Annotated in this window: 11 protein-coding genes; 5 read left to right on the forward strand and 6 right to left on the reverse strand. The window is 33.6% G+C overall.

Annotation, left to right across the window (positions count from 1 at the left end; translation table 11 throughout):
* Window positions 1–95 precede the first annotated feature (95 nt).
* The 4 genes from F6K15_RS05005 (at window position 96) to F6K15_RS05020 (ending at window position 3,321) form a co-directional block, all read left to right on the forward strand.
* Complete coding sequence (locus F6K15_RS05005; RefSeq protein WP_293057849.1) at window positions 96–251, forward strand: hypothetical protein; 156 nt, start codon at window positions 96–98, stop codon at window positions 249–251.
* Window positions 252–277: 26 nt separating this feature from the next.
* Window positions 278–469 (forward strand): hypothetical protein, encoded by a 192-nt coding sequence (locus tag F6K15_RS05010; RefSeq protein WP_293057852.1) that lies wholly within the window; start codon window positions 278–280, stop codon window positions 467–469.
* A 341-nt stretch (window positions 470–810) separates the two neighbouring features.
* Window positions 811–999 (forward strand): hypothetical protein, encoded by a 189-nt coding sequence (locus F6K15_RS05015; RefSeq protein WP_293057855.1) that lies wholly within the window; start codon window positions 811–813, stop codon window positions 997–999.
* A 282-nt stretch (window positions 1,000–1,281) separates the two neighbouring features.
* Window positions 1,282–3,321: a tetratricopeptide repeat protein gene (locus F6K15_RS05020; RefSeq protein WP_293057858.1), complete on the forward strand. Its 2,040-nt coding sequence runs from the start codon at window positions 1,282–1,284 to the stop codon at window positions 3,319–3,321.
* A gap of 1,071 nt (window positions 3,322–4,392) precedes the next feature.
* On the opposite strand, the gene F6K15_RS05025 is transcribed toward F6K15_RS05020, so the two are convergent.
* Complete coding sequence (locus F6K15_RS05025; RefSeq protein WP_293057860.1) at window positions 4,393–4,533, reverse strand: hypothetical protein; 141 nt, start codon at window positions 4,531–4,533, stop codon at window positions 4,393–4,395.
* An 89-nt stretch (window positions 4,534–4,622) separates the two neighbouring features.
* Here F6K15_RS05025 and F6K15_RS05030 point away from each other — a divergent pair, with 89 nt between their 5' ends.
* On the forward strand, window positions 4,623–5,852 hold the full coding sequence (locus F6K15_RS05030; RefSeq protein ID WP_293057863.1) for a transposase: 1,230 nt from the start codon (window positions 4,623–4,625) through the stop codon (window positions 5,850–5,852).
* Between the two features lie 520 nt (window positions 5,853–6,372).
* On the opposite strand, the gene F6K15_RS05035 is transcribed toward F6K15_RS05030, so the two are convergent.
* The 5 genes from F6K15_RS05035 to F6K15_RS05055 form a co-directional block, all read right to left on the reverse strand.
* Window positions 6,373–6,675 carry a hypothetical protein gene (locus F6K15_RS05035; RefSeq protein ID WP_293057866.1) on the reverse strand — a complete coding sequence of 101 codons (303 nt, stop codon included), beginning with the start codon at window positions 6,673–6,675 and terminating at the stop codon, window positions 6,373–6,375.
* A gap of 48 nt (window positions 6,676–6,723) precedes the next feature.
* Window positions 6,724–7,104: a hypothetical protein gene (locus F6K15_RS05040; protein ID WP_293057868.1), complete on the reverse strand. Its 381-nt coding sequence runs from the start codon at window positions 7,102–7,104 to the stop codon at window positions 6,724–6,726.
* A gap of 75 nt (window positions 7,105–7,179) precedes the next feature.
* On the reverse strand, window positions 7,180–8,772 hold the full coding sequence (locus F6K15_RS05045; RefSeq protein ID WP_293057870.1) for a transporter substrate-binding domain-containing protein: 1,593 nt from the start codon (window positions 8,770–8,772) through the stop codon (window positions 7,180–7,182).
* A 645-nt stretch (window positions 8,773–9,417) separates the two neighbouring features.
* Window positions 9,418–11,262 (reverse strand): hypothetical protein, encoded by a 1,845-nt coding sequence (locus F6K15_RS05050; RefSeq protein WP_293057873.1) that lies wholly within the window; start codon window positions 11,260–11,262, stop codon window positions 9,418–9,420.
* Window positions 11,263–13,313: 2,051 nt separating this feature from the next.
* Window positions 13,314–14,399: a restriction endonuclease gene (locus tag F6K15_RS05055; protein ID WP_293057876.1), complete on the reverse strand. Its 1,086-nt coding sequence runs from the start codon at window positions 14,397–14,399 to the stop codon at window positions 13,314–13,316.
* Between the last annotated feature and the right edge of the window lie 425 nt (window positions 14,400–14,824).

Raw genomic sequence — 14,824 nt, forward strand, 5'->3', positions numbered from 1 at the left:
CTGGGAAACTAGAGATAGATTAGATGACTCAGAGTTAGGAGAAAAATTTCGATAAAAGCAGTGCCATAAAGCTCTTAATTTCTCCCACAACTATAATGAAACGAGTCTTTGATTTTCTCAATTTGCCTCACTATCAAATTCCCCACTACCAAAAATTCAATGGAGGATATTATCCACCTATCAGGAAATTACTGCCTCAAAAATTGAGAGATTTCTCTCAAGCTGAAATTCACAACAAAGCAGTGCCATAAAGCTCTTAATTTCTTCCACAACTATAATGAAACGAGTCTTTGATTTTCTCAATTTGCCAAACTATAAAATTCCCCACTACCAAAAATTCAACGTAGAGTCTTATCCACCTATCAAGAAATTACTTCACCAAAAATTGAGAGATTTCTTTCGAGCTGAAATTCACAACTATGAATCAGACTTACAGATGAAATTTAACTGGGAAACTAGAGATAGATGATTAAAAGTTAGGAGAAAAATTTCGATAAAAGCAGTGCCATAAAGCTCTTAATTTCTTCCACAACTATAATTAAACGAGTCTTTGATTTTCTCAATTTGCCAAACTATCAAATTTCCAACTACTAAAAATTCAACAGAGGATATTATCCACCTATCAAGAAATTACTTCACCAAAAATTGAGAGATTTCTCTCAAGCTGAAATTCACAACTATGAATCAGACTTACAGATGAAATTTAACTGGGAAACTAGAGATAGATGACTCAGAGTCATCACTCAGAGTTAGGAGAAAAATTTCGATAAAAGTAGTGCCATAAAGCTCTTAATTCCTCCCACAACTATAATGAAACGAGTCTTTGATTTTCTCAATTTGCCCAACTATCAAATTCCCGACTACCAAAAATTCAACGTAGAGTCTTATCCACCTATCAAGAAATTACTGCCTCAAAAATTGAGAGATTTTTTTCGAGGTGAAATTCACAACTTAAAATCAGACTTAGATATGAAATTTAACTGGGAAAACGGAAGATGAAATGATTATTTAATTTTCTTAATTTGCCAAATTATCGAATTCCCGACTACCAGAAATTTAACTGAAGGTTTTATCCATCTATCAAGAAATTACTTCAGCAAAAATTGAGAGATTTCTTTCCACCTCATAAGCAGGTACACAAATTAATTACACATTTTTTAAGACTAAGTTCCTTAGATTGTAAACATTATATAGAATCAGAGTAAGTCAATAATTTTGTTTAGGTGCTTAATCACAAACTAGAATCAGACTTATATATGACATTTAATTGGAAAACTAGAGATGAATTACTACGAATTAGGAGAAAAATTTCTAGAACAACAACAGTGGGATAAAGCCGTTAATGCCTACCATCAAGCAATAAAGCTCAACCCAAATTTTTCTTGGTCTTACTATAAATTAGGACAAGCTTTGACTAAACTACAAAAGTGGGATGAAGCTATTACAGCTTACCGTCAAGCCATCAAATTAAATCCTGATTTTCCTTGGTCTTACCATAACTTAGGAAATGCCCTTATTAAACTAGAAAAATACTCAGAAGCTGTGGTTGCTTACCGTCAAATTCTGAAAATTAATCCTGATAGTTATTGGGATTACAATAAATTAGGAGAAGCACTGGTTAATGTTGGAGAATTTGAGCAAGCCATTGTTTCTTATCAAACAGCAATTCAACTCAAACCAGAACTTAAAGGTACTCATCAAAAATTAGCAGATATTCTCTTTCAAATTGGCAAACTAGAAGCAGCAGAAATAGCATATCGTCAAGCAATAAAACTAAATCCAGAAGTAGTTTGGTATCGCCAATGTCTGGGAGATGTTTTACTTAAACAAAAAAAATTAGATGAAGTGATCGCTACTTATTTGGAGGTTGCTCAAGTTAGACCGGATTTACCTTGGATGCACCTACAGTTAGGAGATGCTTTTGCCCAACTTTCTCAATCAAATTTAGATGAAACTATCAATTATTATTGTCAAGCTATTAAAAATCCAGACCAATATCCTATTTATCAAAAAGCACTATATCTCATCAGAGAAAATCCAGAACTATACTTAAAATTAGGAACAGCTTTAGCACAAGCAAATCAGATTTCTGGAGCCATCATTATCTATTATATGTTGCGAGAAATATTCCCTAGTAAACATCAAATAGATATCTTTCGGGAATTAGAGAAAATATTACGGCAAAAAATTCAACTAGAACAAGATTTAAACTCATATTATGCTGCTGTAGAAACTAATCAAGATAGTCAATCTTACTATTATCTAGGATTAGTTTTAACCCAACAACAAAAATGGTTAGAAGCTTCTATTGCCTATCATCGTGCCATAGAAATTAATCCTGATTTTGCTTGGTGGTCTGATACTCGTCTCTGGGAAACTTTTGAAAAATTAGGCAAACTTGAGGAGACAGTAAATTTATTTCAGAAACTTATTGAAAATCAAAATAATTCAGTTTCCACTTACTTAAACTTAGCAGAAGCTTTAACTCAAGTAGGGAGAATTAATCAGGCAATAAAATATTATCAAATAGCCTCTAAAAATTATATTTATAAAACCCATCCCACCTTTGTTAACCAACACTGGAATTCAAAACAATTATCTGAGGCAAACTTTCTCATTATTGGAGTAGGCAAAGGAGGAACCACTTCTCTTTATAGCTATATAACTAAACATCCCCAAGTTTTACCTGCCATCAAAAAAGAGATACATTTTTGGTCTTTCAATTTCCATAGAGGTATAGATTGGTATCAAGCACATTTCCCTTGCATTTCAGAGTCAAAAAAATTTTTAACTGGAGAAGCAAGCACTACCTATTTTGATGCTCAATATGCTCCCTGTAGAATCTTTCATTTTTTTCCCAAAACCAAATTAATTCTGATTATGAGAAATCCTGTTGATCGAGCAATTTCTCATTACTATCATCAAGTACGTTTAAATAAAGAATTTCGTTCTTGTGAAGTAGCAATTAATTCTCAACTTGAAAAACTCAGCAAAATTTATCATCCTAATTATTGGAATTTTGCAGGAGATTATATAGCTTCTGGGGTATATGTAGAATTCCTCAAGAAATGGTTAGCTATTTTCCCTAGAGAACAATTACTAATTTTGAAAAGTGAAGACTTTTATCGTGACTCGGCAACTACCATGAAGCAAGTTTTCGACTTTCTAGATTTGCCAGATTATCAAATTCCAGACTATCCAAAATTAAATGCTGGTTCTTATTCTTCTATTAGTGACTCACTCCGACAAAAATTAAGTGATTATTTTCAACCTCATAATCAACGTTTAGAAGCATATTTGGGTATGAAATTTAATTGGTAGAAAGTCAGCATTCAGCTATTAGCAGTCAGCTATCAGCTATTAATTCATTGCCTTGAGAGGTAGAAGAAGTTTTGAGGTTTTAGGCAGAGCGGTTTTATTCTAAACTGTGCCATTTTATGTATTGAGGAAACTCCCTTATTTCAAGCTTGAGGAAATTTATGTTTCGCTGTCTGAAAATCAATAAATTTATTACCAAAATCTAGAATGAAATGAACCTGGGTTTTAGGTGTTGGTTCAACAATTAACAATTGTCTCTCTTTAGAAGAGATAAGGTTGACTCATAAGGATTTATTTCTCTTTTATCCTTGTATCATTCCTGATAATGAGTGACCAAAAAACTTTCTCCTCCTTATATCTTAATCAACTCCCTCTCCTTACCGAAAAATTCTGGTCTAAAGCCTCCTCTTTTAAGGAGATAAAAAAAAGAGAATGTTCCATATTTCAACCCTCCTTATTGCAGAGGTACTGATAACTGATAACTGAAATGACTTCTCTTTTTAATCTTTACTATTTGTCAATGGCTAGTGCAGGATGGCGGAAATAACTGACCAGTTATAAAACCCTAAAACAATTACAAATCAATACTTTTGAGTTTTGTACGGGCGAATGCCATTCGCCCCTACGACTTTTAACTTCCGTGTAGCGGCGCTAGAATTACTTAAGTATTTGCACTTGTTCAAAATTTGTTTTTTTGAGGTTATATCTCTCGGCTGAAAATTGGCAGATTTGAGGTGTGATTAACGTAAATACTAGGTTGTAGCCTTGTATTGAAGAGCCTATTCTTAGGTTTAGTTACAACATTGGCACAATATCTAATGTACAAACTATGTACTAAATCGCTGAAACAACGCAAGCTCGTGAAATATTTTGTAATAATTTGGGGAAAATTAGGCTACTTTGATTTAGAGAAATAATATTAAAAGCTGATTTGATTAGTCAAAGCTATATTGAGCGATCGGGATTTAGTTCTATTTTTGAAAGTTACTTTGCAATACTCTGAAAAAGTAGAATGGGAAGTAGTAATAATTTTCTGATTGCTTTGTCATACTATAATTCTTTGCAGCGATCGCTCTATTTCTGGATTTTCCTGTTTTGAGTAAGTTGAGAAAAGTCTATGGAGAAAGATTTAGCTGAATCGCCGAGAAGCCTCACACCATCATAAGCAGATTTGGTGGATGAATCGGCTGCAAATTGAATAGATTCGATGCCCATTCAATTTGCATGCTATCTCAAGCAGAAGCTTTTGCCCTAGTTGAAAAACTTGTATTATGATATTGCAATAACCCCGGAAATTTTCCACCATGCGCACTGCCTACCAATATAAATTAAGGCCCAACAAAGAACAGTTAGCCACAATAGAAATGTGGTTAGAATTGTTGCGTCGGCAGTACAACTATAGATTAGGCGAGCGGTTTTCGTGGTGGTCAGAAAACCGTTGTCCAGTTAACGCCTGCCCCTTGGTGATGCCCATTCCTCAACTAAGAGACCACCCAGATTATTACTCTCAAAAAAAAGATTTAGTCAATACCAAAGACAAATTTCCAGAATATAAGCTAATTCATTCTCAGGTCCTGCAGGATTGCATAAAACGGGTAAAACTTGCCTTTGATAGATGGTTGAAAACAGACAAAAAAGGAACTAGATTAGGGAAACCAAGATTTAAAGGAATTGGACGTTATCGCAGTTTTACTTATCCTCAAATCAAGCAAAACTGCATAGAAGGAAACAAGATAAACTTGCCAAAAATAGGCAATATAAAGTTGATTCAACATCGACCGTTACCTGATGGTTTTCAAATTAAAACAGTAACAATTAGTCGTAAAGCAGATGGTTATTATATAACTTTATCCCTAGAAGACAAATCAGTTCCAGCTTTCACAAATAAAGTTGAACCTACATTAAAAAACACTCTGGGAATTGATATGGGATTGAAAGAATTCTTAGTAACAAGTGAAGGAGAGTCTATCCCCATCCCTCAATACTATCGCTCATCTCAGAAACGGTTAAAGACTCTACAAAAACGTTTATCTCGAAAGAAAAAAGGAAGTAAAAGGTGGCTCAAGGCTGTTAAAGCTGTAGCCAAACAACATAAAAAGGTCGGTGATAAACGTAAAGACTTTCACTTCAAAACAGCCAATGAATTATTATCAAAAGCGGATATTATTGCCCATGAAAACTTAAATATCAAAGGGCTAGCAAAGACTCATTTGAGTAAATCAATTAACGATGCTGGATGGGGAAAATTCCTTTCTATTTTGACTGTCAAAGCCGAGAATGCTGGACAGAAAACCATAGCAGTAAACCCCAAAAATACAAGCCAAGATTGCTCAAATTGTGGTGAAAAAGTCCCCAAAGAATTAAACATACGAACCCATTATTGTCCGCACTGCGGCATAGCAATAGACCGCGACTTGAATGCAGCGATAAATATCAAAAATAGGGCGGTAGGGCATTCCGTCTTTAAAGCTTGTGGAGCCCGACGGGATACCGGGGCTACGAAACGAGAAGCCCACACTATACCGTCAGGTTAGTGTGGGAGTATGTCACACTAAGTACCTTAAATTCTGGTTCATGCTGTTAATAGTAGAGTTAAAAATTATTTCCATGAATAATCAAATCTTATCCAACCAAAAAATCAAAGAGCAAGAACAATCAAATACTGAAATTTGTTCTACATGGCCTTGCGTAGCTGACCGAACTATAAACTTTATCATTGTGCATTGAGAAGCTGGTTTGTTAATTTCTAGTGCTGTTGGTTTATCTATAATTATTTATGTAGCCACAATTTCGGCAGTAAAATCAATCAAAGCGATCGGGAAGTAATATCAAATCCGGTATAGCAATGAGCGCTCAGGTATTTACAATGTCCAGCTCAAAGTGCAGTAAGCGAAAAGGTGTACAAAAAATAATGTGTAAATATGCCAGCGCACATTGCTATAGTAATCGACCAAGAGAAAATCAAGTTCAATATTTCAATCCCAATGCTTTCCTACGGAATGCTACGCAAACAGGCAGAGGAACTGATAACTGATAACTGAAATACCCCAAAAACTAATATCGCGACAACAGAATCTTAACCTCCTCCTCTATATCCATATCCTTCATCGCCTCCCACTGAGCTTGACGCACAGCAATAAACCCTTGAGCCAACTCAGACCCCAAAGCATTTTTCAAAACATCATTATTATTTAGATGAGCGATCGCCTCTCCCAAAGAACTAGGCAAAGCATCTATCCGCCGCGCCTCCCTTTCTGTAGAAGGTAGATTTCCTGGGTCAACTGCCACAGGTTCCCTAACATCAAGACCACGATTAATCCCATCCAAACCAGCAACTATTACACTTGTTCTAATCAAAGTCTGAAATTAATTGATTGGATAATCACTTCTGAGTATAAACTTCAGTTATTTACTTTTTTTATAGTAATCTTCTATTCCCGCCTTTAATACATTGACAACTGGGTGATTTACTGATTGCATCAATGCCTCAATTCCCATTGCTTGAATTACACTGATAATTTTGTCTTTCAAAGTTGGGTTATCGTCGATTTTTTGAATAATTTCGTCTGCCACCTTTCCTTTCTGAGTTAATGTTTCAGTGGGATAATCTTTCTCTAGTTGTTCGAGTAATTCTTGGATTTCTTGTGCTGCTTCTTTTAATGATTTTTCTTTACTTTCATTGAATTCATTGTTTTGTGTAATGTTGTTAGTATTGTGGTCACCGGCGATAGGCGCAATTATATTTCCGTTACCATTACTTGTTACTTTCTGTGAATTTGTTTCCATTTGTCTCTCCTGATTGTTTTTTAATTGAATATGCAAATTAACGCTTAGTTGATATATAAATTGAGTGAGTTTGTTTTATGGTTTTTGTTCACTTTCATTGGATTCATTGTTTTGTTCAATGTTGTTAGTATTGTCTTTACCGATGATAGGCGTAATTGTATTTTTGTCACCATTACTTTTGACATTTAGTGAAGTTGTTTTCATTTGTCCCTCCTGACTGCTTTTGAATAGATTCTCAAAATGAACGCTTAGTTGATATATAAATTGAGTGAGTTTGTTTTGTGGTATATGCTCCTGGTCTACATTAATTAGACCTGGTATATTCTGATTTTTCAGTTCCTTCAATGCTTCTTGATAATTGCTACGGAAATTTTGTTCAAAGTCTTTTTTTGTCAAGTCACCTTTGGAATTAATTTTAAAATAAACGTTGCTATTTTTTTGGATACTTAATTGATTCATACCAAGAAGCACAACTTTCTTCTGATAATTTTCTTCTACTTTTTTAAAGCAATAGATAAAAGCTTGCCAATTAAAGTCTTCACTTTGATCAAAACTTATCTTTACTATTTTAGCTCGTGAATATGCATAACAACCCCATATAATCAGGGCAATGAGAATAATAACAACTAAAATACAAGATATAAGGGATAGTTGAGATATTTTTAAGGATAGTTCATCTATTTTTTTGGCATTATCTGAGAAGGATAAGCTCTGATACTTCCCTATCTGATACTTCCCTAGTTGTTTTTGAATCTCATCCTGTGCTTTATTTCCATCAATTAATTTGTTAACATAATCACGCCATTCTTCCTGACTTTCATGAAATGCGAGTCCATAGGGTTCACTATTTAACAAATTATATTTAGGATATAAATAGTAATCATTTGGATTTTCTATTCTTGTTTTCCTTTCTAATTCACCTTCCAAAAGCACACTATCAGTGGCAAATCCTGTAATATTACCTTGTTTCAAAAGATCTATTCCGTCTGCTCTTGTCTTCAGATTATCGTGAGTTGTAGTAGCTAGTGGAAATAACAGTTTAACAAATGAAATTGTAGTTGTATCTTTGATTAAACCAATACTTAAGCCCTCAAAATCCGGTTTTTCTTGAACTTTTTTTTGATTCTCTCTTTTGATTAAAATTCTCGTACCTGTTTTAAAAAAAGGCTTAGAAAAAATTATATTCTCATATATCTTATTGTCGGTATTCTTTACTATCGTATTTGGGCCACATTCAATATCAATAGATCCGTCTCTCAATAAATCATATCTTATTAATTTTTCTTTTTCATCTTCTGCTTTTGTGACATCTTCATCTTCTGCTTTTGTGACATCTTCATCTTCTGCTTTTGTGACATCTTTATATTCTCGTGTTATTTTTATTCCTGTTTTCCTGTACTTTGCGTTTAAGTCATCTAATAAAATGTTTTCAACAAAATTTTTGCAGAAACCGTCTGCTTTATCATCAGGATTTTCAAAATAACTAATAGGATAAGAGTCTGGTCTAATGCCAACAACCAAAGTATCCTTAGTCCCATTTTCAAATTGTTTTAAGATAGATTCTCTATTAGTTTTCTCTTGAGATGAATTTTCCTGTGACATCACAGGTACATTAACAGTTAATGCTACTAGGAGTGGCATTAAACTAAACAAAAACTCTAGTTTCATAGTGCTTTGAGAAACCTTGACTTTTGAATATTTGTATGAGGTATTACTTGGTAGGCATTCCGCTCCCGGTGTTGCGCCTAATGGCTGTGATTGAGTTTTTCTACTTATCGCGGATCTGAGATGCACCCAACTTTGATGTCGGCAAGGGGTCTCCCGTTATACGAATGTTAACGGGAGGGGAATTGCCGACCAACAAATAAACCGCGTAGCGTCCACTTAGTTTCTTGCATTTTGTACTTTTTTGTGTTAAATTTGATTGAATCAGGAGTAGCGGTAATACGCACCTGATAACAGCACATAGAAAACGACATAGAGTATGGGGTTCAATTCAGAAGTTAAGCGTCAACCCGTGAAAAGGTAAAACTCTTGAGGGAACTTTCCGGAGTACAGAATTGTTTAGTACAAAAAGGCGGTGGGTCTCATCGTCTCTGTCTGTGGAGGGTTAAGTGGTTGCACTCCCTTTGAAACAGAAAGCCCGCGTCCGTGAGGTGGGGAAGCCTACATCATAATCTTTGATTTGATGTAGGAGAACGTCACTTAACCTGCTTTAACACTTTTCCCTCTTTGATGCAAATATCCGGAATTTTTTTGACTATTGTAGAGTTTTCATAATACAAATTAAGGAGCAGAATGTCAGTTTAATTATTACTCAATATAACTATCAATAACTTTCATAATATTAACCGCCGTTAATTTCACATAATTATCCATATATTTAGTACCAGGAGTAAGCACAGGTAAATTTTTCCTGTAAGTAGGCAGCCAAAATTCACTATTAATACTCCAATTTTTAACAGTACTTTGATAATTTTCCAGATAATTTTGAATCAAATACTCATAGACAAACTGTTTTCTAACACTTCGACTTTTAACTTCCTCTCGATTTCCTGGATTCAGATAATAATCAAAGTTGGCATATTTAATATCAATCACCTGAATAGAGATTTTATTCATAATTTTATTCAGGAAATTACTAAAGCTTTGATTGATTTCTTTGAGAGAGCGGAGTCTATCCTTATCCCGAAAGAGAGACAGATAAAATATGTTGTCTTTAAGGAGATATTCAGACCCCAAAACATAATCAATAAACCGTTGAAAAAATCTATCGGCAGATAATATGCCAAATTTAAGAGCTAGATAAAATATGTGATTCAAATTTTCCATCATTTGTAGTTGTTCGAGACTAAAGTCATCCAAAATTTCCCAATAAGAATAAAACTGATTTGGCAAGGAGTTAACTATCAGTGTATCTCCATCAAGTTTGCAGAATTTAGCCAACTCGTTAAAAGTATGATTTTCTAGTTCTGGGTTTTGATTAAGAAAGGCAATTTTTAATTGATATTTATTGCATTTAAAGGTGGTGTAGTACTGTAAGTCATTCCAATTTTTGACTTTTTCAATTTTATATGAAGTTGTAGGTGGGATTGAATTTGGAAGTGTGGAGTTTGAGCGATTATTTTTAGTATTAAATGAAATAACTACAGCATCGGGAAAAATATCCTTGCCGTTGACATGAAAAATCTTACTCAAATCAATAATTCTATTTTTGTAATTCAAATGAGCAATTATTTCAGAAGCAATATATCGGCTATTCAGATAACAGACAAAACATGGATTTGTGTATCTGAGCAGATAAGTTAAACACATTCCCTCCCAAACACTATGAAAATTATTAAATCCCCATATTTTGCCATCTTCTACATCATCCAATTCCCCAAATAAAAATTTCTCAACTGCATCATAAAAATCCCAATAATCTATATCTTTTAACGCTGTATAGTTATCAATTGTTTCTAAAGCATCTCTCAAAGTATTGATGATTAAGGAATAATAGTTTTCGCTAAACAGACTATATTCATACCCAATATACTTTTGCCGAAACCTAGCAGATAGAGCAGTAATTTCTGGATTAACATTTTCCCCTAATTTTTGTTTAATCTCAGTAAATATATAACAATACATTGCCACAATATCAGAAGCTTCATAAGATATTTGTTGGCGAGGAATATCAATAGAGTCAATAAAAATAGCACCATTATTCAGGAAAGTAGATTTGTGAAGATAACGATGAATTTTACTATAGTCTATAGTTTCAGATTTACTAAGACGAGAGACAAGTGCTAATATTTTCAATTCATCGTAGACATCTAAAATATTATCTAAGGCATCAAGTTTGCTATAAAAAATGCTTTCTTGATTATTGTTTATAATAACTTCTTTTCCTGCTTCCTGTTTTAATACACCGTCACGGTCATTAATTTTGATATTTTTCTGCAAATATCCTTTTTCTTGATAAATATTTTGCACAATTTTCAGAACTTTATAGAGCTTGAAAAATAACTCACATTTAAAGTCAAATTTATTAATATTCGGGTCATCCTGAGTGAATCCTTTAGGTAAATGAAAAATCAACTTACCCCCCTTTTTTTCAATGCCGACAAAAGAATATTTAGTATTAACTCTAGGCTTTAATTCGGCAAAATTTATCATTTTTATCAGGAAGGAAAAAAGTGTTTAGTTATCTAGGAGAGAGGGAAGCAAGGAAGAAGTAAAGCAGATAAATAAATTTAGGGACTAATGTTAAGTCCAGATAGTTAGTGATTGAAATAAACCAGGGCAATAAATTTAGAGACTAATATTAAGCTCAGATAATCGGTAATTATAAAACCAAAATATGAATTTCTTATCCACAACAAAGCCACTGACTACAAAATATCAGACTAAGCAAAAATTTCTATTGCGACATACGCAATAAAGCCACCGACTGCCAAAATATCAGACCGAGTAAAAATTCCTATTGCGACATAGGCAACAAAACCACCGACTGCCAAAAAAAATATCAGACTAAGCAAAAATTCCTATTGCGACATACGCAATAAAGTCATGGCAAAATATCAGACCGAGTAAAAATTCCTATTGCGGCATAGGCAACAAAACCACCGACTGCCAAAATATCAGACTAAGCAGAAATTCCTATTGCGACATACGCAATAAAGCCATGGCAAAATATCAGACCGAGTAAAAATTCCTATTGCGGCATAGGCAACAAAACCACCGACTGCCAAAATATCAGACTAAGCAGAAATTCTGATTGCGACATACGCAACAAAACCATGGCAAAATATCAGACCGAGTAAAAATTCCTATTGCGACATACGCAACAAAACCACCGACTACCAAAATATCAAACTGAGTAAAAACTCCTATTGCGACATACGCAACAAAACCACCGACTGCCAAAATATCAAACTGAGTAAAAATTCCTATTGCGACATACGCAACAAAACCACCGACTGCCAAAAAAATATCAGACTAAGCAAAAATTCCTATTGCGACATACGCAACAAAACCACCGACTGCCAAAAAAATATCAGACTAAGCAAAAATTCCTATTGCGACATACGCAACAAAGCTACTAGACTTCTCCTAAAAATAAATTGCGATCTAATAATCAAAAATCTTATTTTGGTCTAGAAATTATGAGCAGAACATATCCACAGTCATCCTCAATTCAATCGCAACCTTTACTGAGAATTAAGTATGAATAAAGAGAAAAATTATTAGATACAAGCAATAAAACTACACGAACAACGGCAGGAGTTAGTATCAACAAAAAAGGTGAGAATTATTACACATGGTAGTAGTAGAGCGCCATGATTATCCCCATCAGAGAAAATCATTTTCACTTTAATTTATTGAAGAAATTTGACAACATTTCAACTACCTTTGAATTTAATTCGGAGGAGTATAAAACTAATGCCAATGATATCTTTAATTAGGGCTTGCTGATTAAATATAAAAGCACTGACAGATAAAAAATCAAGCCTTTCAAGGAGCGAAAAAAGTACCTGATTTTCAGTTGAAAACCCTCAAAAACTTAGCATAAGAGGCAGAAATTTTAGCAGAAAAATCAAGGAAAAAATATATCCGACTATCCCCTAATTAATTCCTCGTTTCTCCTAACTACTCTCTACTCCCCTACTCCCCTACTCCCCCGCTCCCCTACTTCTGAAAAAGACTTTTTCAGCAAACCCTAATTACTGGTTTCTAATAATTGGGTAATTGTTACCACCAAGTCTGCTAAAACAGGTCATTTCAGTTATCAGTTATCAGTTGTAAAAAAACTCAAGCAATCGAGAAATTGTTAAATAAATTACGAGCAAATTAAGTAACAATTTTTATAATACTAAATCTGGTTGAAAATCTTACCGAAAAATTAAGGTATAAAGCCTCTCCACTCATGGATACAAAAGCGGTCGTTTTGCTAGCGCATAACTACGTTAACGGCTGTCGCCGACATGTTTGCGTAGCATTCCGTAGGAAAAAGCGGAGCTTCCTGAAGGGTGGGATGGCTAGGTCTCCTCACCATATCCAATCGACCAAGAGAAGAAAAAAATTCCTTTTAACCCAATCCTCTTCTTTTCAAGGAGAGGTAATTCTAAATTCTAAATTCTAAATTCTAAATTCTTGAACTCTTTCCTTTTTTATTCTGCCTTTTCCTGTATTAAATATCCTCTAGAAACAGCCAAAAATAAAATCAGTTAAAAAGTCAACCATTCACAAGAAATAATCGCATCAATAAAATCATCAGATAAAGCAATAAAATCAGAATATGTAATTAATTTCATACTTTGTTTATCCCCTTTTGATAATAAATCTTCCAAAGGTCTTCTATCTCTAGGAAATACACTATCCCACAGATAAAACATTAACTTATTTTCTATAGATTCTTTAGTAACTTGATTATCTTCAGACTTCAAAAACCAAACCCCAATTTGTTTATCTTCAATGCGGCGAATTAGATGATGATTTACCTTAATAAAATCATTCAACTTATTCACAAAAGAAACCCATTTCTCATCCCTACCTTCGATCGCTATATCTTTAATTTTTTCTATTCCATAACCAGGCACATCCACATATTCCCAATCCCATCTCCGTTTGAAAGCACTATCTAAATAATAAATCGACTCATCCGAAGTATTAATCGTCGCAATAATTGATAAATTTCTAGGAATAGAAATTCTCTGACTTGTCAAATTTTCTAATACCCTTAAACCATCCTGATTATCACTCATTTCTAAATTCATCTTTGTCATCTTACAAAAAACATCAAAATTACTTCCATCCACTTGTATATTTTTATCAGTTGTTTGAGCATCATACCCCATCGAACCTAACAAAGCCACTATTTCTAACTGTGATAAATTGATATCATAAGTTGACCAATTATCTGTTTCTCTATCTAATAATTGAAAAATAGGACCGAATATAGCAGCAGCATTACCTCGGTTTAATTCGTCAATTACTAACAGCACATTCTCATTATTATTATTAACTAAATGTTTGTAAGCTAATCCTAATGCTCGTAAAAAATGACCTTGATAAAATTTATATATAACTGAACTGCCGATAGTCTGTGGCAATAACTTTCCGACAAAATCAGCATAAGTATATTCAGGATGAAAGACTGTTTTAATTGTATTTTCTAAGGATTTTGTTTGCTCATTCCATTGAATTTGTAAAGAATTATTTGCTATCTCCCGTACTTTATAACTTTTGCCAGTACCAGGACTACCAAATAGAATTTTTTGAATAGGTTTAGTTGCTAGAGCTATTTCTGACATAAATTAATTTCATAAGTCTACTTTAACTACTCAGAGTAACTTAATACCAATTCCCAAAAATAATGCTATACTTCCTCAAGACTTCAGTTATTAAGTAATAAATAAGTAAGAGTAATGTTTTTAACGATTCGTTTCCATTAAGTGAAGATATCTTATGTCTTTGAACCCTACTTCCTACTCCGTAGGGACGTTAGATATAACTTCCCTATCTTCTCTCAAGAAGAAGATGTAGCAAAAATGCATGAGATTTGGTATTATACACAATTATTCCAGTCTACTCTTGACTATTTAAAATTTACCTGTTATTGTATGCCTGGAATATAAATAGCAATCCTATAATAGGTTTTAACTAAATAGGTTTTAACTAAATAGGTTTTAACATTTAATCATAGTGGTTTAGTTTCCAAATCTCATTTACGCTTGGG

The sequence above is a fragment of the Okeania sp. SIO2B3 genome (assembly GCF_010672525.1).
Lineage (GTDB): Bacteria > Cyanobacteriota > Cyanobacteriia > Cyanobacteriales > Microcoleaceae > Okeania.

Excerpts from the sequence above, each read along its gene's own strand:
- F6K15_RS05005 (WP_293057849.1), top strand. The coding sequence starts at position 96 with ATGAAACGAGTCTTTGATTTTCTCAATTTGCCTCACTATCAAATTCCC.
- F6K15_RS05010 (WP_293057852.1), top strand. The coding sequence starts at position 278 with ATGAAACGAGTCTTTGATTTTCTCAATTTGCCAAACTATAAAATTCCC.
- F6K15_RS05015 (WP_293057855.1), top strand. The coding sequence starts at position 811 with ATGAAACGAGTCTTTGATTTTCTCAATTTGCCCAACTATCAAATTCCC.
- F6K15_RS05020 (WP_293057858.1), top strand. The coding sequence starts at position 1,282 with ATGAATTACTACGAATTAGGAGAAAAATTTCTAGAACAACAACAGTGG.
- F6K15_RS05025 (WP_293057860.1), bottom strand. The coding sequence starts at position 4,533 with ATGGGCATCGAATCTATTCAATTTGCAGCCGATTCATCCACCAAATCT.
- F6K15_RS05030 (WP_293057863.1), top strand. The coding sequence starts at position 4,623 with ATGCGCACTGCCTACCAATATAAATTAAGGCCCAACAAAGAACAGTTA.
- F6K15_RS05040 (WP_293057868.1), bottom strand. The coding sequence starts at position 7,104 with ATGGAAACAAATTCACAGAAAGTAACAAGTAATGGTAACGGAAATATA.
- F6K15_RS05045 (WP_293057870.1), bottom strand. The coding sequence starts at position 8,772 with ATGAAACTAGAGTTTTTGTTTAGTTTAATGCCACTCCTAGTAGCATTA.
- F6K15_RS05050 (WP_293057873.1), bottom strand. The coding sequence starts at position 11,262 with ATGATAAATTTTGCCGAATTAAAGCCTAGAGTTAATACTAAATATTCT.
- F6K15_RS05055 (WP_293057876.1), bottom strand. The coding sequence starts at position 14,399 with ATGTCAGAAATAGCTCTAGCAACTAAACCTATTCAAAAAATTCTATTT.